The organism is Gluconobacter albidus (genome assembly GCF_002005485.1).
Classification (GTDB): domain Bacteria; phylum Pseudomonadota; class Alphaproteobacteria; order Acetobacterales; family Acetobacteraceae; genus Gluconobacter; species Gluconobacter albidus.
Window position 1 is genome coordinate 185,571 of sequence record NZ_CP014689.1, and the last position, 18,800, is coordinate 204,370.

General features: G+C 60.2%; 16 protein-coding genes. 10 read left to right on the forward strand and 6 right to left on the reverse strand.

Translation table 11 applies throughout. The features are described 5' to 3' along the window. The 4 genes from A0U94_RS00760 to A0U94_RS00775 are packed head-to-tail and all read left to right on the forward strand — an operon-like array spanning nucleotide 1 to nucleotide 3,060. The gene (locus tag A0U94_RS00760) at nucleotides 1-759 is read left to right on the forward strand and encodes a thiazole synthase (protein ID WP_077802143.1); all 759 of its coding nucleotides are present in this window, start codon (nucleotides 1-3) and stop codon (nucleotides 757-759) included. Continuing rightward, nucleotides 759-1,370, forward strand: a complete 612-nt coding sequence (locus A0U94_RS00765; protein WP_077802144.1) for a thiamine phosphate synthase — start codon at nucleotides 759-761, stop codon at nucleotides 1,368-1,370. The genes A0U94_RS00760 and A0U94_RS00765 overlap by 1 nt, the downstream gene beginning before the upstream one ends. Then, nucleotides 1,367-2,329 carry a HesA/MoeB/ThiF family protein gene (locus A0U94_RS00770; RefSeq protein ID WP_244178035.1) on the forward strand — a complete coding sequence of 321 codons (963 nt, stop codon included), beginning with the start codon at nucleotides 1,367-1,369 and terminating at the stop codon, nucleotides 2,327-2,329. Before A0U94_RS00765 ends, A0U94_RS00770 begins: the two co-directional genes overlap by 4 nt. After that, nucleotides 2,326-3,060, forward strand: a complete 735-nt coding sequence (locus A0U94_RS00775; protein ID WP_077802146.1) for a hydroxymethylpyrimidine/phosphomethylpyrimidine kinase family protein — start codon at nucleotides 2,326-2,328, stop codon at nucleotides 3,058-3,060. Before A0U94_RS00770 ends, A0U94_RS00775 begins: the two co-directional genes overlap by 4 nt. Before the next feature lie 8 nt (nucleotides 3,061-3,068). On the opposite strand, the gene A0U94_RS00780 is transcribed toward A0U94_RS00775, so the two are convergent. Next, the gene (locus A0U94_RS00780) at nucleotides 3,069-4,514 is read right to left on the reverse strand and encodes a glycosyltransferase family 2 protein (RefSeq protein ID WP_167369333.1); all 1,446 of its coding nucleotides are present in this window, start codon (nucleotides 4,512-4,514) and stop codon (nucleotides 3,069-3,071) included. A 94-nt stretch (nucleotides 4,515-4,608) separates the two neighbouring features. Then, entirely contained in the window at nucleotides 4,609-5,793 is a 1,185-nt protein-coding gene (locus A0U94_RS00785; protein ID WP_062109312.1) for an MFS transporter, read from the reverse strand. Between the two features lie 423 nt (nucleotides 5,794-6,216). On the opposite strand from A0U94_RS00785, the gene A0U94_RS00795 reads away from it, so the two are divergent. The 4 genes from A0U94_RS00795 (at nucleotide 6,217) to A0U94_RS00810 (ending at nucleotide 10,599) form a co-directional block, all read left to right on the forward strand. Beyond that, nucleotides 6,217-8,502, forward strand: a complete 2,286-nt coding sequence (locus A0U94_RS00795) for a TonB-dependent siderophore receptor (RefSeq protein ID WP_077803760.1) — start codon at nucleotides 6,217-6,219, stop codon at nucleotides 8,500-8,502. A gap of 50 nt (nucleotides 8,503-8,552) precedes the next feature. Then, entirely contained in the window at nucleotides 8,553-8,819 is a 267-nt protein-coding gene (locus A0U94_RS00800; protein WP_077803761.1) for a hypothetical protein, read from the forward strand. After that, nucleotides 8,819-10,285: a PepSY-associated TM helix domain-containing protein gene (locus tag A0U94_RS00805; protein WP_077802149.1), complete on the forward strand. Its 1,467-nt coding sequence runs from the start codon at nucleotides 8,819-8,821 to the stop codon at nucleotides 10,283-10,285. The genes A0U94_RS00800 and A0U94_RS00805 overlap by 1 nt, the downstream gene beginning before the upstream one ends. A gap of 65 nt (nucleotides 10,286-10,350) precedes the next feature. Continuing rightward, nucleotides 10,351-10,599, forward strand: a complete 249-nt coding sequence (locus tag A0U94_RS00810) for a hypothetical protein (RefSeq protein WP_149026632.1) — start codon at nucleotides 10,351-10,353, stop codon at nucleotides 10,597-10,599. 12 nt (nucleotides 10,600-10,611) lie between these two features. Here A0U94_RS00810 and A0U94_RS00815 read toward each other — a convergent pair whose 3' ends face one another. Next, on the reverse strand, nucleotides 10,612-11,808 hold the full coding sequence (locus tag A0U94_RS00815) for a GGDEF domain-containing protein (RefSeq protein ID WP_077802151.1): 1,197 nt from the start codon (nucleotides 11,806-11,808) through the stop codon (nucleotides 10,612-10,614). Nucleotides 11,809-12,072: 264 nt separating this feature from the next. Between A0U94_RS00815 and panS the strand changes: the two genes are divergently transcribed. Continuing rightward, nucleotides 12,073-12,993, forward strand: a complete 921-nt coding sequence (gene panS / locus A0U94_RS00820; protein WP_077802152.1) for a ketopantoate/pantoate/pantothenate transporter PanS — start codon at nucleotides 12,073-12,075, stop codon at nucleotides 12,991-12,993. Here panS and A0U94_RS00825 read toward each other — a convergent pair. Beyond that, nucleotides 12,965-14,287 (reverse strand): ATP-dependent DNA helicase, encoded by a 1,323-nt coding sequence (locus A0U94_RS00825; protein WP_077802153.1) that lies wholly within the window; start codon nucleotides 14,285-14,287, stop codon nucleotides 12,965-12,967. The genes panS and A0U94_RS00825 overlap by 29 nt on opposite strands. A gap of 97 nt (nucleotides 14,288-14,384) precedes the next feature. On the opposite strand from A0U94_RS00825, the gene tmpT reads away from it, so the two are divergent. Further along, nucleotides 14,385-15,047, forward strand: a complete 663-nt coding sequence (gene tmpT, locus A0U94_RS00830; protein WP_077802154.1) for a thiopurine S-methyltransferase — start codon at nucleotides 14,385-14,387, stop codon at nucleotides 15,045-15,047. Nucleotides 15,048-15,094: 47 nt separating this feature from the next. On the opposite strand, the gene A0U94_RS00835 is transcribed toward tmpT, so the two are convergent. Both A0U94_RS00835 and A0U94_RS00840 read right to left on the reverse strand, forming a co-directional pair. Further along, nucleotides 15,095-17,779 (reverse strand): TonB-dependent receptor, encoded by a 2,685-nt coding sequence (locus tag A0U94_RS00835; RefSeq protein ID WP_077802155.1) that lies wholly within the window; start codon nucleotides 17,777-17,779, stop codon nucleotides 15,095-15,097. Nucleotides 17,780-17,878: 99 nt separating this feature from the next. Further along, complete coding sequence (locus tag A0U94_RS00840) at nucleotides 17,879-18,796, reverse strand: FecR family protein (protein ID WP_077802156.1); 918 nt, start codon at nucleotides 18,794-18,796, stop codon at nucleotides 17,879-17,881. Nucleotides 18,797-18,800 lie beyond the last annotated feature (4 nt).

Sequence of the window (18,800 nt, forward strand, 5' to 3'; positions counted from 1 at the left end):
ATGTTTTATGGCGTTGATCTGACGTCGCGGCTGATGCTCGGGACGGCGCAGTATCCGTCGCCCGCGGTTCTGCTGGAGGCGATCGAGGCGTCCGGCGCGGAGATCATCACGGTTTCGCTGCGGCGGGAGGGCGCTGCGGGTGCGGCGTTCCGGAACATCCTGTCCGAAAGCCGATGCCGCCTGCTGCCCAATACGGCGGGGTGTCATACGGCCCGCGAAGCCGTCACCACGGCCCGCATGGCGCGCGAAGTGTTCGGAACATCGTGGATCAAACTGGAAGTCATCGGCCATGCCGACACACTCCAGCCGGACCCGTTCGCGCTTGTCGAAGCCGCGCGTGTGCTGTGTGCGGAGGGGTTCGAGGTGTTTCCCTACACGACCGAAGACCTGATCGTGGGGGAAAAACTTCTGGAAGCCGGATGCAAGGTGCTGATGCCGTGGGGCGCGCCGATCGGATCGGGGCAGGGGCTGCGCAATCCTGAAGGTCTGCGGACCATGCGGGCGCATTTCGCCGGGATTCCGCTGGTTGTGGATGCCGGGATCGGAGCGCCCAGTCAGGCGGCGCAGGCCATGGAGATGGGGCTGGACGCCATTCTGCTCAATACGGCGGTGGCCAAGGCCGTGGACCCGGCGGCCATGGCGCGGGCATTCGGTCGCGCCATTCAGGCGGGGCGGGAAGCGTTCGAGGCCGGGCTGATGCCCAGACGGGACATGGCCTGCGCCTCGACACCCGTTTTCGGTCTGGCGGAGCTGTCGTGATGACAGTGCTTGATCCGTTTTATCTTCTGGTGGGCGACGTTGCGTTTCTGGAAACGCTGCTGCCCTGTGGCGTGCGTCTGGTTCAGCTTCGGCTGAAGGACATGACAGAGGCGGAACTGCGCCGTCAGATCCGTCATGCGCGGACGCTGTGCGCGGCACATGGCGCGCAGCTTGTCATCAATGACTACTGGCGTCTTGCACTGGAACTGGGGTGCGATTTTATCCATCTCGGGCAGGAAGACATGGAGACCGCCGATTTTGAGGCTCTGCGGCGTGTGGGGATCCGGTTCGGACTGTCCACCCACGACCCGGCGGAACTCGAACGGGCCCTGTCTTACGAACCGGCCTATGTCGCACTCGGCCCCGTCTATCCGACACTTCTGAAGAAAATGAAATGGGGGCCGCAGGGGCTGGAGCGCGTTCGGGACTGGAAAACCCGCGCCGGAGAGACGCCGCTTGTCGCCATTGGTGGCCTCACGCCGGAGCGCCTTGAAGGGGTTTTTGCGGCGGGGGCGGACAGCGCGGCCGTTGTGACGGACATCCAGCAGGCCGAAGACCCGGTGGCGCGGTGTCGGGAATGGGTCGCCGCGACGCAGGCCTACAGACGATGAGCCGTTATATGCGGCAGACCGGGCTTTTCCCCCAGGGGGAAGCTGACCAGAAGCGCCTTTTGAAAGCCCATATCCTGGTGGTGGGCGCGGGAGGGCTGGGTGCGACTGTTCTCCCTGCGCTTGCCGGAGCCGGATGCGGGCGGGTGACGGTGGTCGATCATGATCGTGTGGATGAGAGCAACCTGCATCGCCAGACGCTCTTTCGCATGGACGATATTGGCCGCTTCAAGGCCGCTTGCGTGGCCGACCGGCTGTCGGATCTGAATCCGGACTGTCAGATCGTGCCTGTGGCGGAGCGTCTGGAGCCGACACTGGCGCGGAGCCTCCTGACGGATGTGTCCGTTGTCGTGGATGCGGCGGACAGCGTGGCCGTCACCTATCTGCTGTCCGATCTGTGTGTGGAAGCGGGTCTTCCCCTCGTGAGTGCTTCGGTGCTTGGGCGGTCGGGCTATGCGGGTGGGTTCTGTGGTACGGCACCGGATTACCGGGCTGTTTTCCCGGATCTTCCCGCCATTCTGCCGAATTGTGCGGAAGCCGGTGTGATGGGGCCTGTTGTTGCGGTGCTCGGGGCCATACAGGCGCAGATGGTGCTCTCCGTTCTGCTTCAGACGCAGCCCTCTCCGCTGGGGCAGATCATGACGCTGGATCTGGAACGCTGGAGAAGTTCGTCTTTCCGGTTTGATGCTGCGGTTTCCTCCGAAGGCGATGGCCCTTTCATTCTCGGGCTTGAGGAGATCCGCGCGGACGACCGCGTTTTCGATCTGCGGGGGCTGGAGGAACAGGGACCGCCCTCCGTGTCCTGGGCCGTTCGCGGGCCGATCGAGCACCCGGAAACGGTGGCGAAGGGGATGGGCAGGACCGTTTTCGTCTGTGCCAGTGGTCTGCGGGCCTGGCGGGCTGCTAAACGCTTTTCCACACAGGCGGGTGGTCCTGCCTTCATTGCAACGACGGGACGATGAAGCGCCCTGTTCTTCTGATCGGCGGGATGGATTCCAGCGGGGGAGCTGGTCTTGCGCGGGATCTGCTGTCCGTTCAGGCGTCCGGGCAGACCGCACGCCTCGCTGTCACTGCCGTTACGGCCCAGACGGATCGTCGCGTTCTGGCGGTAGAGCCCGTCGCGCCCGCTCTTTTGGCCGCGCAGATTGAAGCGGCGCTGGAAACGGGGATCGGTGCCGTCAAGATCGGGGCCATGTTCAATGCGCCTCTGATCCGTGTTGTTGCAGCGCTTCTGCCAGATGTGCCGGTGGTGCTGGACCCGGTGCTCTGTTCAAGCTCCGGTCATGCGCTGCTGGCTCCGGAGGGCGTACAGGCTATGATCGCGCTGCTTCTGCCCCGAACCACTGTCCTGACTCCCAATCTGCCGGAACTGGCGGCGCTGGCGGCTGCCCTGGGGATGGATCCGGCCTCGGAGCGCGAGGCGGTTGTGGACGTGCTGCTGTCCCGGGGCTGTCGGAGTGTTCTGCTGAAAGGCGGGCACGATCTGCCGTCGTCGGTTTCTGAGGATATCCTGTACGCGGCAGGCTCTTGTCCCTTGGCCTTCCGCTCACCGCGCTTTTCCTTCGAGCTGAGGGGAACGGGCTGTCAGCTCGCCAGTGGTCTGGCAGCCGGACTGGCCAGAGGACAAAATGTGCCCGAGGCCATCAGGGCTGCGCGTTGTGGAGTTGAGGCGCGTTTCCGCAACGCCGGGTGAGCGTCTTTTCAGAGGATGGCCCTGATCTGCTGTCCGAATAAATTCCTGAGATTTTCCATTTCCGCGCGGTTCAGATTGGCGAATTTCAGGATAAATTCCTCATATGAAAACGATCCTCCGGAATTGAGGATATAATAAACCATGTCGGCTTCCGAATATTCATTTTCGCCGTGGAATGTCGTGTCTGATACTTTTTCCGAAAAATGGAATTTTCTCTGATCCTCGGCACCGTCCTCCGTGAATTCCAGTCTGCTCCCCTCGGACGGAGATGTCAGATATTTCCCGGTTTTTGGAGATTTTATGAAGATGGAGGCATCCATCGCGTTTGATTCGAACTCTAGGTCGTAACAATATGTATGGCAGGAAGAATTTTTGATGTGAAAATGGATATTTGAAGACACAAGAGAGGGATCTCTGAAAATCCAGATCCTGTTGCCGGCATACGGGATTGCGGCCAGAACCTGTTCGCTCCCTTCTCCCTGGCTGAGATATCCATCAATCCTGTCGACGGAAAGATCGTCACCCCGAAAGTTCTTCAGGTGGAAGAATTCTGTTTTTCTGGTGGGCAATACGGGGTTTCTTCCCCGCTCCAGAGAGTTTCCCCGGACGAGGAAATCATGCATGGACGCATGGAAGACGGCCTTCTTGATATTGGCACAGACGGCATTGGCCGCAGTCACCCGGTCCGGATCCTGGGGTGCATGACTGTCGTTGCGATCAAAATGGGACCAGTAATCAGGGCCGTGTGATGTTTCGGGGTCGGGGCGGTTTCTGAACCATTCGACAAAATGTTCCCGCGATCGGCAGATATAGTGGTTGATTCTGGCTTTTTCCCAGACAACCGCTTTCGTTTCTTCAGACGTCCATTCAACGGGCCGTCCCAGAGCATCCACATAATTGCCGTAGGACAGGCCGAACCTGTGAGACGATCTGACGGCAGGATCGACGGCCTCGGGCCTTACGAAGCTTTTGACGAGGGTGTTGTCCTCGAAATCGGCTTTGGATCTGTAGGTGAAGGCCTGATAGGTAGGGACCCTGTCCTTCAGAATTTTCTCTGAACTTCCGTATATGCACCAGTTCAGGGCAATGGCGGTATCGGTCTCGCTGAAGTTGCCCAGAAAAGCATTGATGTCATCAGAGCCATCAATGCTGACATATTCGTCGCTATCGAGCATGGTGATCCAGTCGTAGCGGCCTCTGGCTTTTCCGATGGCGTCAAAATAGCTGTTCTGTTTTCTGTCGTGGTAAGAACCGGGGATCGCAGATGTCCTGAAGACTTCGACGCCATAAATTTCGGCGCAGGATTTTGCTATGTCAAAAGTGCCGTCTGAGGACTGATCATCATAGACGAAAATCCTGTCGAACCCCAAAGAGATGTGCCAAGATAACCATGCGATGATGTCATGGGCTTCGTCTTTTACAAAGAGTACTACTGCGGATGTTTCTTTTTTCACGACGAATACCCTGTGTACTGTTGGTGCTGACATCAATTCGGTTCAGACTATATCCTGAAAAACAATTCTCCAACTCAATCGAAGCCACGTTGCATCAGTCGTGCTGAAGCCGTCGGGGGAAGGCGGCCGGATTGAAAGCCGCGAGCAGGATACCCCCCAGTGCGATTACGACGGAGGCGGGACAGAGCACCGCAAATCCCAGTGTATTGAGAAGATGGCCGCCAATCGCCGAGCCCAGCAGGATGCCCATATTGCTGCTGCTGTTGACGGCAGCGCCCGCCACATCCGCACTGGTCGCCCGGGCACGGATGGCGCCGGACATGACGAAGGGAATGATGGCGGCATAGCCCATGCACCACAGCCCGACTGCCCCAACGCTTGGCCAGGCGGACAGCAGGTGTCCATAGACCAGGGTCATGCCGGTCAGCATGGCGATGCCGCCGCCGAACAGCCCGCCCGCAGGCCAGCGATCCACGACCTGTCCCGCCGCCCACAGACCGAAAATGCTGACAACGCCCGTGATGAGGAGCGCAATGCTCAACAGGTGTTCAGGCAGGCCATGCGCCAGAAGCAGCGGGGAGACGTAAGTATAGAGCAGGTTATGCGCGAAGAAGAAAATGGCGTTCACGCCGATCACGATGCCGAAAATCCGCGCGGCATGTGGCGACCGGATGGTCGGGACCTTGAGGGCCTTGGTATCGGCTCCGCGAACGGGTGGTAGGTAGAGCGCGATGAAGATCGTCAGCATCGCGGCCAGCGCTGCGATGACGTAGAGCGCCACGCGCCAGCTTGTGAGCTGGCTGATCGCGGCGGCTCCGGGAACGCCCAGAACCGAACCCAGCGACGTCCCTCCAAAAACAAACGAAATGGCGCGGCCTGTCATGCGTTCGGGTACGAGATGGGCGGTGTAGGCGGCGGCAATGGACATCAGCAGCGCATGGGACAGGCCGCCCAGTGCCCGGCCGATGCAAAGGACACCGAAGCTTGGTGCCATGGCGGAAATCAGGTTGGAGACGACATATCCGCCAAGACAGAGCATCATGAGCATCTTGCGGTTCATGCGGCTCGTGGCGATGGTGATGGGGACGGCCCCGAAAGCGACAAGCAGGGCATAGGCGCTCACGGCCAGTCCGGCATGGCCTTCGGTGATGTTGAAGGACTTGGCCATGTCGATCAGCAGACCCACCGGAGCAACCTCGGTCGTCACGGCAATGAAGGTCGACGCGAACAGGGCGCAGAGACCCGCAATGGTCGGACCGGAGAGCGTTTTGAACACGATGCACTTCCTGACTGGAACGGTGACCTGAGCGTCCCGAACGCGAGGGCTTTTGGCACTTCGGGCGCATCACGGAAACCTAAAAATTCAGCGTGCGATCATGATTGTTCGCAGGGTGGCAGAATGGTCCGCAGGGCCCGGTTTTGCAGGGATTTATGAAGATGTCCGGTTTCGTTTTTCCGGTATGATATTCCGGATTCGGTGATCCGTTTTGGCAGATGTCCGGAAGGGGATTTCCGTACCCGCCTCCCGTATCGGGGGCTGAAAGTGTTTCGTATGTTTTCATAATGGCTTTTTTTGCCGGAATGAGCGGAATGCCTCTATGTTAATAAGAACTATTCTCATATAGGCTTGCATCAGTCCTTCTGTGGGAAGGCACCGGTAAACGATCACTTGAAAGTGCGGATGATGCAGGCAGGGAATAATATGACGTCGCGTTCCCGCCAGGGAACGGGGTTCAGAAAAACCCTGTATGTGATCGCACTTCTGTCCGGCGGATGGGAGGAGGCTGTGGCGCAGACCGCGCCTGCGGATCTCTCTGCGACGGGACAGGAGCAGAACGGGACGCCTGCGAAGAAAAAGCCCTCCCTTCAGGGGCGTTCTGCCGTTGCGTCTGATTCGGATGTCCCCGGTAGTGTTGAACAGCTTCTGGTTCATGGACATCGTGCAACCGCCGCCACGGACGGTACCGGCACCTATACCGTGCGTGCGGTGTCCACGACGCGCATGCTGCTACGGCCAGAGGACGTGCCGCAGTCGATTTCCGTCCTGAGCACGCAGCAGATGAAGGACCAGAATCTTTTCACGGTCGATAACGCGCTCAAACAGGTCGCGGGCGTCAACGTCAATCTGTATGGCGATGGTACGGCGGGATTTTCTTCCCGTGGTTTTTCGCTGGCCGCGCAGTATGACGGATCGCCCGCGACCGGTGGGTTCCAGTTTTCCCAGCAGTTCGATCTTGCGATTTATGACCGGATCGAGGTTCTGCGCGGCCCGGATGGCGTGTTGCAGGGCTCGAGCGCGCCGGGTGGCAGTGTCAATTTCGTTCATAAGCGCCCGACCGAAACATTTCAGGGAAATGCGTCTTTCAGTGCCGGATCATGGGACAACTATCACGCCACGGTTGATGTGGGGGGTCCGATCGGAAACTCGAAAATCGTGTCCGCCCGCCTTGTCATGGCCGGGACCGACCGCGATTTTTTCTATAAAAACGCCTATGACCGTCGCTGGACGATTTATGGCGTGACGGACATCCATATTGACCGCCACACCACACTGACCGTTTCCGTCACGTCGCAGTCCAACGACACGACCCGCTATATGGGGCTGCCGCGGATGAGCGGGACGGGCGCGGACCTCAATCTGCCGCGCAATACGTTCATTGGGTCGGACTGGAACAAGGGGCAGGTGCCTACGACCGAGGTCATGGCGCAGCTCGAACGGCGGTTTGGCGCGGGTTGGGTCGGGCGTGTCACAGGGCGGCACAGAACGGCCGATACCGATCTGCAATACAGCTATATCAACGCCTATAATGCCAAGTCCCAGACAGCGAATTATGTGGCGGCCCGCTCCATTTACAGCGAGACCAATGACGGTGTGGACGGGTATCTGACCGGACCGCTGCACCTGCTGAACCGGACGCATACGCTCATGATCGGCACGAATTATAACCGCTATGTCTATGAAGGCGGCGGGGCAAGCGTCAATTCTCGCACGAACGCCGCTCTGGCCGGTCTGCCGATCAGCGACTATGGCGCAATTTCAGGCGCCATTCTTCCCTCCGTCAAAAGCCGCAGCTGGCAGCCGACCGAACAGTGGGGAGTGTACGGACAGGGGCGCTTTCAGCTCATGCCGAGCATTTTCCTGACGCTGGGCGGTCGTATCAGCGGATATGTACAGAAATCGCGCGATCTGGTGCCGGGTGCCGTGACCAGCACGTCCATTGACCAGCAGGGCATCCTTACGCCCTATGCCGCGCTGGTCTACCACCTCCTGCCTCACATCACCCTCTATGCCAGCTATACGGACACGTTCAGCCCCCAGTCCGCCTATGGTGTGGATGGGCGCCAGCTTCAGCCGGTACGGGGCGGGCAGCTTGAAGGCGGCATGAAAGGTGCCCTGTTCAACCAGATGCTGACTTTCACTCTGGCGGGATACAAGATCGTGCAGCGGAACGACGCCATCGCCAACAGCGATCTGGACCCGACCTGTGGGCCGAGCCATACCGCCACCTGTTACGTTGCAGCGGGCAAAACGCGCAGTCAGGGGGCGGAAGCCGAAGTGATCGGCCGGCCTCTGCCGGGATGGGACATCAACGCCAGTTACACCTATAATGACAACCGCATCGTTGATGATGGTACGCCCTCGAATGCAGGTCTCACCTATGCCGGGAACTCGCCGCGCCATCTGTGGAAACTCTGGACGCATTACCGGTTCGAACCCTACCAGGGGGCGCAGAAAAACATCTGGAGCATCGGGGGCGGCATCAATGCACAGAGCGGGACATTCGGCACCAACCGCCTCGTGACGCAGTCCGGCTACATCACGGCCTCGGCGCAGGTCGGATATCAGTGGAACCGCTATCTGGCCCTGACAATGAATCTCAACAACATCTCCAATACGCGCTATTATCAGCGCCTCGGCAATTTCTATTATTACAACTATTACGGTGAGCCCCGGAATTTCATGTTTACCCTGCGCTCGAATTTCTGATGACCGTCAAAGCCTCCACAGTCGTACGCCCCCGTCGTTCCGGGGGCCGTATGTCATCGCCAGCGCGTCGGTGGATCTGGCGGGCGGTGTCGGTATTTGTGCTGGTCTGGATGGCGGCGCATTTCATCACGCTGGGCGCCCTGAAATGGGGCCCCTCCGTGCGGCATGATGCGACGGTTCTGGGGCAGATGATTGCCGTTGCCGCGTTTCCTCTGCTGTTTCTGCTGGCTTTCGGAGCACGCAATCCGTTGCGCGGTGGGATCATTGCCGGGGCCGTCGGCGTTGTGGCCCTTCTGGCCGTCCTGTTGCATCCCTGATGCAGGATACGCTCCGCACCCGGATGGGATGGCTGCATGCCTGGGTCGGTTTTGCCGCAGGGCTTCTGCTGTTCTGCGTTTTTACGTCAGGCTGTCTGGCGGTGTTCGACACCGAACTGACGCGATGGCTCCAGCCCGAAGCTCCACCGCAGACCGCTGCATTTTCTCCCCGGTCTCTGGACCATGTGCTCCCGGCCGTGCACGACCTGCTCGCGCAGGGCGAAAAGCCGTTCGTAACCCTGCCTTCCGCGCGGGATCCCTATCTGCGTCTTGAGCATCATGACGGGCATGAATTCCTGACCGTTCCGTACAATCCACAGACCGGAGAGCGTCTGAATGTCCGTGCGACGGCGGGGGGAACGTTCTTTTACGACCTGCATTACACGATGCGTTCCGGCGTTTACGGAGAAACGGTTGTTGCGTTTGCGGGTCTGGCGCTTCTGCTGACGATCGGCTCGGGCATCATCATCCACCTGAAGGGGCTTGTCTCGGATCTGATGCTCCTGCGTCCTTTTGCCGCCAGGCTACGGGCATGGCTGGACGTGCATGTGGTGGCGGCTGTTGTGTTCCTGCCGTTCATTCTCCTCATGGCCTATAGCGGGACCTTCATCCGTGCACGGACGCTTTTTCCGCCCGTGTCCTATCTCGCATCCCTTGAAAACGCTTTCCGGGTCTCTGCTCCGTCTGCGGCTCACAGGCCCGAAAAACCAGCCGTTCCAATCCCAGAAGCTTTTCCGCCGCTGGCTCCGCTCGTGGCGGAGGCTGAACGTACGATTGGGGCCGGCCAGACCGGATATATCCTGTTCCAGCCGCAGACCATCCTCGTCTCGCGGACTGACTCTTCTGGTCCGTTGCTGACGCGCGAGCATGTCGATTTCAGCCCGGTGGACGGTCATGTTCTGCGTCATGTCCTGCTGCCCGGCGCCATCACCCATACGGAACAGGTTCTGAAAGGGCTGCATTATGCGCGCTGGACGGGTGTGGGTATGCGGTGGCTGTATTTCCTCTTGGGAGCCATGGGCGCCGTCATGTTCGCGAGCGGGTCCATCATTTTCCTGATGAAACGTCGCCGTCAGTCGGGGGAGCGGATCATGTTCCGGATCGCCGAGGGGCTGGCCATTGGCAGCGTTGTAGGTCTGCCGATGGGCGCGCTTGCTTTTTTCTGGGCCAACCGTCTGTTGCCCATCTCTTTGCCAGACCGCCCACTGGCTGAAGGGCACGTTTTTCTGGCTGTCTGGGTGCTCAGTGTCGTTTCCGGAATGGCATGGAGTCTTTTTGGTCGTCCGCTTCAGGGCTGGAAAATCCAGCTTTTCTGTCTGGGAGGACTGGGTTTTTTCCTGACCCCACTAGACCTTGCGACCCGACCGGGTGTTGCGTTTTTTCATGTCCCGACGGTTTTCGCCGCAACGGATCTGGTGGCGCTGTTTCTGGCCTTCGTCTCATTTCAGATGGCGCGCCGGCTGTGATGATCGCTCTGTGTATATTTCTATGGAGCCTGTTTCTGCTGCTGCAGGCCTGTCATGAGCCGAAAATGCTGCGTTTTGCGCGCCTTCAGAAACCTGCATGGCTTCAGAGGACACGGGCTCTCCGGTTTGTATTGCCTCCCGTGGTGCTGGGTGTGTGTGTTGCGGAGCGTGCCTCCACGGCAATTCCGGTTTGGGTTGCGACCTTCTCGGTTGCGGCGCTGCTCGTCGCGCTGGGCTGGGCCGGGTTGGCCCGGTACAGGGAGCTTCTGCTTACAACCGCCGAAGTCCGGGCTGCAGCACTCAGGAAAGAGTGAAGATCCGGACCGTCAGGGGCATGGTGTGGACGTGTCGGAAATGTCAGGCGGGGAAGGGTTTTCTTCGTGTGCGAAATGCACCACGCGGTCTCGGCCTGTCTGCTTGGCGGCATAAAGGGCATTATCGGCCCGGGCCAGAAGATCTGTCCGGCTGATGCCCGTCCCGGGGCACAGGGCCGCGCCGATGCTGAGTGTTGCAGTGATGCCTTCCTCTCCGATCACATGCGTTTCGGCTGAGAAAGCGTTGCGGAGGCGCTGGGCCGTGGCGAGCATCTCGTCAACACTGCCGCACTGGAAAACAACGACAAATTCGTCTCCGCCAATGCGGAACAGTGTTGTTGTGGGGTAAAGGAGATCTTTACAGACACGACCCATGGCGATGATGATCTGATCCCCGATCGCGTGGCCATGCACGTCGTTGATGTTTTTGAAATGGTCGATATCGACCATGAGAAGCGCTTCGTGGGCGCAGTTTTTTCCGTCATTTTCCAGCCATGCCTGAAAGGCCCGGCGGTTGCCGCCTCCTGAAAGAGGGTCCTGAAGGATCAGTTCCTGCTGCTGGAAGGCCAGTTGCTCCCAGGGAATGGCGATCATGCCCAGAGCGAACAGGGCTACTTCGATGACGGTCAGGAAATTATAACTCGCAACCGCCCAGATGGTGGCCGGAGCAGCGCCCAGCGGGGCCGGCATCCACACAACGAGCGCCACCAGCAGGAAATAAAACCCTGCATAGAGGATCAGAAGCTTCTGTAAGCTGCGTCGTGCGGGCGTTCTGATCTGGGTGGGATGTCTGAGGTCCCGAACTGCGAAAACGTGGAGCAGGGCAAGCGTGGTCAGGCGAAAGGCCGTGCTGAGCACATGGAACAGCCCTGTTCGGGCAGAAAGTACAGAAAGGACAAAGAAGATGAAGCAGGCCAGCAGGACCGGCAGAAGCCGCGGGCGGTAGCCGAGTATGATACGCATGGCCTGCCATGCGGCTCCGTAGGCCATGATCATGAATAGGGAGATCATCCGTGGTCCCCACTGTCCCGGCAGAAGGGACTGGACAGTCGAGAACAGGCCGGAGACCGCCCCCAGAAAGAACGGGGCTCCATACCACGCCATGCGGGACCATCGTCTGCCGGAAAACTCGGCCAGGATGAAGTGAATGCCCAGAAGCAGGAAAATAACCGTGCTGTACCCAAGCAGAGTAGGCGGATCAGGAGTCATTGATGATGCATGGGTTATTGAACAGGCTGCACGGGCCACTCCCGAAAAAGCTGATAGACAGTCTTCGATTCCTCAAGGGGATAATAAAGACATCCCGACCTTACCTTGAGGTTAATGGCATTTTTCAGGCTGGGTATTCCTTGGGTCTGTGATGGAAAAAGGTGACGGATCCGCGGGCTTCCTGCATAGGAACGTTTTTGTTATCTCCATGATGTCGGGTGATATGTCTCCTGAAAAATGCTTTTCCGAAATGATTCTGCGGCAGTGATGACGCGTCTTTTTCCGCTCTGGGCCATTGTGGTGTCCGGGCTTGCCCTTCTCCTGCCCGGACCGTTTCTGACACTCGTTCCCGTCATCACGCCGCTTTTGGCGTTCGTCATGTTCACGATGGGCGTTTCCCTGACCCCGGCCGATTTCGGGCGAATTCTCCGCAGGCCCGCGCCGGTTCTGGCAGGGGTGGGGCTGCACTATCTCGTCATGCCGCTTGCGGCGTGGGGGATCGCGCATCTGCTGGGACTGTCGCCTGCGCTGATGACGGGCATGGTGCTGGTAGGGTGCGTGTCGAGTGGTACGGCGTCCAACGTCATGATCTATCTGTCACGTGGGGATGTTGCGCTTTCCGTCAGCATCAGTGCGTTTTCAACGCTCGTCGGGATCGTTGCGACGCCGCTTCTGGTGCGGTTCTATGTCTCGGCGGGCGTTGCGGTGGATAGCTGGGCGCTGTTTCGCAGTATCGTGACGATGGTGGCACTTCCCGTTCTGGCGGGGGTTGTGCTCAACACGTTCTGGCATCGGGCGGTTCGCCGGGTCGAGCCTGCACTTCCGCTGGTGGCCATGGTGTCAATCCTGCTCATTATCGGGGCGATTGTCGCGGGGGTGGGGCCGTCTTTGAAAGAGGCTGGTCCGATCATGCTGCTGGCTGTCATCCTGCATAACGGGATCGGGCTGCTGGGGGGCTACTGGGGCGGACGGCTGCTCGGTTTTGATGAAAGTGTCTGCCGGACTCTGGCGCTGGAAGTCGGGATGCAGAATTCCGGCCTGGCTGCGACGCTGGGGCGGCTTTATTTCTCTCCGCTGGCCGCACTTCCGGGCGCGGTTTTCTCCGTCTGGCACAATGTTTCAGGGTCCATTCTGGCGTCGCTCTGGGCGTCGCGGCCTATTGTGCGGAAAGACCCGCCGTGTTGACGAGGAACACCATGTCCGTCGCGCGCGTGACCGCCACATAACAGAGCTGCTGCGTCTCCAGCGGGTTCTGCCGGGCGCGACGGCCGATGTCGCCGAGATCCACGAACACGTTTTTGAACGTGCTGCCCTGCGCCGTATGGACCGTCATGGCATAGATCGCCTGAAGCTGGAGCAGGGCGTTGTGGAAGGCGAAACGGTGACTCCAGCGTCGGTGCTGCTGTTTCGCTTCCTGCACCAGACGCCGGTCCACGGCCTCCAGATCCTTCGGGTTCTGCACGATATGGCCGGTGATTTCCTCGCCCGCCATCGTTAGCAGCGTGACTTCCCATGACGCCAGATCGGCGACCCAGGCTGGAACGTCCTTGCACAGCTCGAACTTGTAGGACAGCCGACCGGGCTTGATGTCCATGACGAGGACTTCCTCGTTCGTGGCGATGGCCTGACGTGGGCCGCTTTCTTCTTGCTGGATGGAAAACGGTGCGCGGGACACCACGCGTTCGCCGGGCATGAAGGGGGTGGGTGTTTCGTCGCCATAACGCCAGAGCCGGACCATCCGGTTGATCTGATGCACCCGTGCATTGGTCCAGCACAGATAGCGGCACCAGTCGTTATCGGCGTCGAACGCATCGGACAGGAACGCCTTGCGGACCCAGCTTTCCACATCCTTGGGCAGGAACAGGCCGGTCTGTTCCTGACGGGCATCGCGGACCCAGCTCCAGTCGGCTTTACTGCCCTGACTCTGGCGGATGAGGGTCGCGGCTTCGAGGATCGGATTGCCTGCCGCCTGTCGTACGACGGTGTCGAGATGGGAGCGGGAGGGCACGGAAAACGAGGGGGAGGCGGCTTCTCCAACAGGCGGAAGCTGTGCCGGGTCGCCTACGAACAGCACGAAGCAGTAGCGCAGCAGATCGCGGATCCAGTTCATCAGTTCCGCCGAAAGCATCGAACATTCATCGACGATCACGATGCCATCGGCGATCGTCTGCGGCCGCTTGGAGCGCACGAGGGTTGTGGTCGTGCCCTGCGAGGAGGGCTGGAGGCTCAGCAGGCTCTGGATGGTGCGGCAGTCCACGTCCCGGTCCACTTTCGAGCGTAGGACGGCGGTGGCCTTGTGGGTGGGGGCTGTGATGGCCACCACCTTTTTCTCGCCCATGAAATGCCGGGCCACGGCCTGCATCAGCGTCGTTTTGCCGCTGCCCGCATATCCTGTCAGCAGATGCGTCGGCCGTCCTGCGGCATGGGCGGCAATGATTTCATCGAGCGCCTGCCGCTGGGAGGGGGTGAGCATGACCATGGGGGGCTTTTCTCACATTTTTCCAGCACATGCCATTGCTTCTCCTGTCCAAGGCGGCACAGTCTCAGCCGTGAAAAGCAGGGAGAAAGCCGGATTTATGGATGTCGCGTCGAATGCCGTTTTCTGGCAGGAAAAATGGGAACGGGGAGAGACGGGCTTTCATGAAGCGGGGGGCAATCCGCTTCTGACCCGCCATATCGCCGCGCTGGACCTGTCTGCCGGAGCGCGGATTTTTGTGCCTCTGTGCGGCATGAGTCAGGACATGGTCTGGCTTGCGGGGCAGGGGTATCGGGTGATCGGATGTGAACTCAGCGATATCGCGGTCAGGCGTTTTTTCGATGATCTCGGCGTCACGCCCGATGTTGTGCAGGCAGGTTTGCTCCGGTGTTTCTCAGCCGGTGCCATCAGCGTTTTTGCAGGCAATATTTTCGATCTGACGCCGGAGGTCCTTGGCCCGGTGGAGGCCATTTATGACCGTGCCGCGCTGATTGCCCTGCCAGAAGATCTGCGCCGGGCTTATGTCGCCGGTCTTCTTGCCCTGACCGGCCCCGTGCCAGAGCTGCTCGTGACATTGGCATACGATCAGTCCCGCCTGAAGGGACCGCCGTTTTCCGTGGATGAGGGTTTTGTGCGCGAGGTCTATGGCGAGGCTTACGAGATCCGGCGTCTGGAAAGCCGGGAGGTCCCAGGGGGCTTGAAAGGACGGTGTCCGGCTACCGAAAATGTCTGGAAGTTCAGCCCGTTGCCGGCGCGTTCCTGAAACCTGTGTCCCTTCCCCGGAGAAAGCGGGGAAGGGGTGTGTTGTGTTCAGAAGGCTGCGGACACTGTTCCGAAGAACATGCGCGGAGCCGTGGGGTAGCCGGTATAGGTGTTGGCGTCGCCGGCGGCGATCGTGGACCAGGAGCGCGCATTCGTCAGGTTGCTGGCGTTGAACTGGAGCTTGAGACTGTTCATGTGTGGGATCTGGTGGAACGTGTAGCTGGAACTGAAGGCGAGCTGCACGCGCGGTGGCACCATGACGCTGTTGGTGATGGTCCCCGGACGGACGCCCATATAGCTGCCGCTGAACTGGGCGTTGAAGCCGCCCTGATTGTAGTTGACGGCGAACTTGTCGGACCATGCCGGAATGGCCGGAACCTTCTTGTCCTTGGTGGCATAGAGCGTCGCGCCATCCATGAAGTCGTTGCCGTAGATGCTGCTGACATAGGACACGGCGTCATAGATCGAGAAATGCGGTCCGAAGCGCAGCGTAAACGACATGTCCATGCCGTTTGTCGAGACGCTGCCGAGGTTCGCCACCGTATTGCCGACGCCTGAAATGCCCTGACCCGGCGGTGAAATGGTGCCGAGGCGGTTGAAGAAATCGACGTGATAATATTCGAGCTGTCCGCTGATCCCGGTCAGGATGCGCGTATTGATCGGATGGCTGGTGCGGATGCCGGTTTCATAGGTCCAGGACGTTTCCGGCTTGCCGCTGCGCTTGAACTTCTCGAAATCCGCCTGATCGGACACGGCCCACGGAGACGTCGAGCCGTAGCCGGTGGCGGCGAAGGAGTTCATGTTCTCCTGAATATTGGCAAAGAGCTGTTCGTGCTGTGTGACATTCCACAATGCACCGAAAGCGGGCAGGAACGGTTTGTAAGACGGAATGGTGCCGCCCGCGACGGTGTGGGTGCTGGTATCGACGATTGTTTTCGCTCCCTTCACCGAAGAGGCGAGGGACTGCGGCAGGGCGGCCACCGGGAGGGTGCCGTTCGTATAGACCATCTCGGACTTGAAGCCCGCCGTCAGCGTCAGGCGTGACGTCACCTTCCAGCTGTCCTGAAGATGTGTGACGAAGGTGTTGGTGTAGAACGCGTTGTTCCACTGCGTGAACAGCGGGTTGGTCGGCCGTGTATAAGGCGTCAGCGTGTCGTTCTGCGTCAGCGGATACCAGTAGCGGCCCTGTTCGTTGTTGTTGCGCTCATACCAGCCACCCAGCTCGATGTTGTGATGGCCGAGACGATAATGCAGCGTGCTGATCAGACCGCCGCGATAGTCGCTGTATTCCGTGGTGCGGACGGCGAAACCCGTGCCGCCGGTGGCGTTCCAGACCTTCGGATCAATACCCGCGACGCTGTAGGTGAACTGCCCGTTCTTGATGTATTTCGTGCCGGTCGGGTCGAGATAGGAGCCTAGGATCGTCAGGATTGCATTCGTGCGAATGGAGGTCGCGACAACGCCTGCACCGTCGTCATAGTGGAAGTAAAGCTGGTTGTCCCAGTTCAGGTTCGGGGAGAACCGGTGGGAAATTTTCAGATAGGTCAGGTAATCGGTCCGCTGTGCGGCGGAGAAGTAATATTTGTTGTTGGGCGTCGCCGGGCCGGCTTTTGTGGAGCTCTCAGCCGGGTATCCCGCCATGGCGGCGTTCAGATCAGGGAAGAAGGCCCCGCGGGCATACAGGTCGGTCGGGGCGGTCAGACCCTGCGTGTTCGGCTCGGCCTTGTTCTGCCAGTCGAAATAGGCAGTGATGGTTGTGTTTTCGCCCTTATGGACGAATTTTCCGTTCACCTGATAACCGCCCTGCCGGTTGGCATTGCCAAGATTCCACGGACGGGCGTCCTGACGGGCAAACGCCATATAGGCGGAATTGCCGTTGCCGAAATTGCCCGTATCGACCCGCGCGAATGTCCGGAATGTGGAATAGCTGCCAAAGGTCTGGTTGATCGTGGCACCGGCCTTCTGCTTCGGATCGCGCGTGGTGAATTCGATTGTCCCGCCCAGATTGCTGGTCGAAGCCGTGCCCAGCGCACCGGCGCCTGACGACAGGGATGTCGATCCGATGTCTTCACTGATCGCTGCGCGCTGCGGGGACAGGCCGTTATAGTTGCCGTAAGCCCCGGCGCCGAGCGGCACGCCGTCCATCGTGTAGCCGAGCTGGTTCTGGTTGAAACCATGGACGTAGATGCTGGAGTTCTGTTCGTTGTTCCCCCAGGGATCGACGTTGGTGAACGTGACACCCGGCAGCAGATCCAGCGCCTGCATCGGGCTCTGGCCCGGCATGAGCGTCTGCATTTCGTCGCCGCTGACACTCATGACCGAGCGTGTGCGGTGGCCGGTGGCGACGATCTGTTCGATGTCATGCGCCTGCGCTTCACGCAGGCGCTGCGACTTTGGGCGCGCGGAGGGGTCCTTGCGGATGATGACGCCGCCATCCGGCATGGCCTCGGCCTTCAGTCCGCTTCCCCGCAGCAGGCGCCTGACCGCATCGTCGGGCGACAGCGTGCCGTCCACGGCAGGGGCGCGCAGATGGGCCACGGCATCGGAGGTGAAGATGATGTTGCGGCCCGTCTGATGCCCCAGCGTCACGAGGGCCTGCGCCATGGACTGCGGCGCGATGTGCACCGGAGCGGCGGGTGCGGCGAAAGCGCTGGACAGCGAGTGCGTCAGAATGGTCGCGCCTGCCGACAGAAGCAGAACGGTGCGGCGGGGGTAACGGGAGGGCGGGGTCATGGGGCTCGTTTCCTGTCGTCGGGCCTGAAAGCGGTCTCAACAGGAAGACAGATGAAAAACCAAAAACCTCAGCGTTATGCAGCGGTTTTCATCGAAACGTCACAAAGCGATGATTTCATACGTGTTGTGGGCCGGGCGGATCCGCAGGGGCAGAAGATGCGGGAGCATCTGCAAAAACGCATCCCCCTGACGCACGTGATACACGCCGCTCAGGCGCTGCGACGCCAGGCGCGGCGCGGACAGGACAATCTGGCGTGAAGCGTAGCGGTTGATTTCCTGAATGACGTCCGCCAGTGGCTGGTTGCGGAACACCAGTTCGCCCCCCTGCCAGGAGAGCAGCGTCTCCAGATCGGGGTAATCAATGTTCCAGCCTCCGTTGCGATACATCCGCAGGCGCTGTCCGGGCATCACCCAGCGTCCCGTTTCACGCAGGGTTGCGGCGGTCAGGAACACCTTGCCCCGGATGGCCGTGACTTCCGTATTGCCGCGATTGATGCGGATATCGGCAGAGGTCTGGTCATGAAGCTGTACCGTCATGCCATCGGCGGAAAGATGAAACGGGTCCGGCCCTGCAACCGAGAGCAGGATCTGCCCGTGACACAGCCGCGCCTGCTGTCCGTTCGGCCCCACTACGAGGCGCGTCTGGGTGTCGAGGCGGCAATCCGTCCGGGGCGTGAGGTGGACATCGCGGATGCTTCCGATCCCGGTCTCCTCGATCCGGCGCGCATGTGCGCCCTCCCACGGGGGAACGGCCAGAAAGACCGTTGCCACCAGTCCGGCCAGCGCATGACGCCGACTGAGGACGGGGCGTCGGGCAGTTTGAACCGGTTTTGCAACGACGTGGGGCGTGCGCGCGCCTCCGGAGAGTTCCCACAGTTCCGTCAGATGTTCGAAAACCGGTCCGTTCCGGGGATCGCTCGCCAGCCAGTCGCGGAACATGTCATGGTCGAGGGGCGTGCAGTCCTCGGCATGGAGGCGTGCAATCCATTCTGCCGCGCGGAGTTTGATGACATCCATCAGA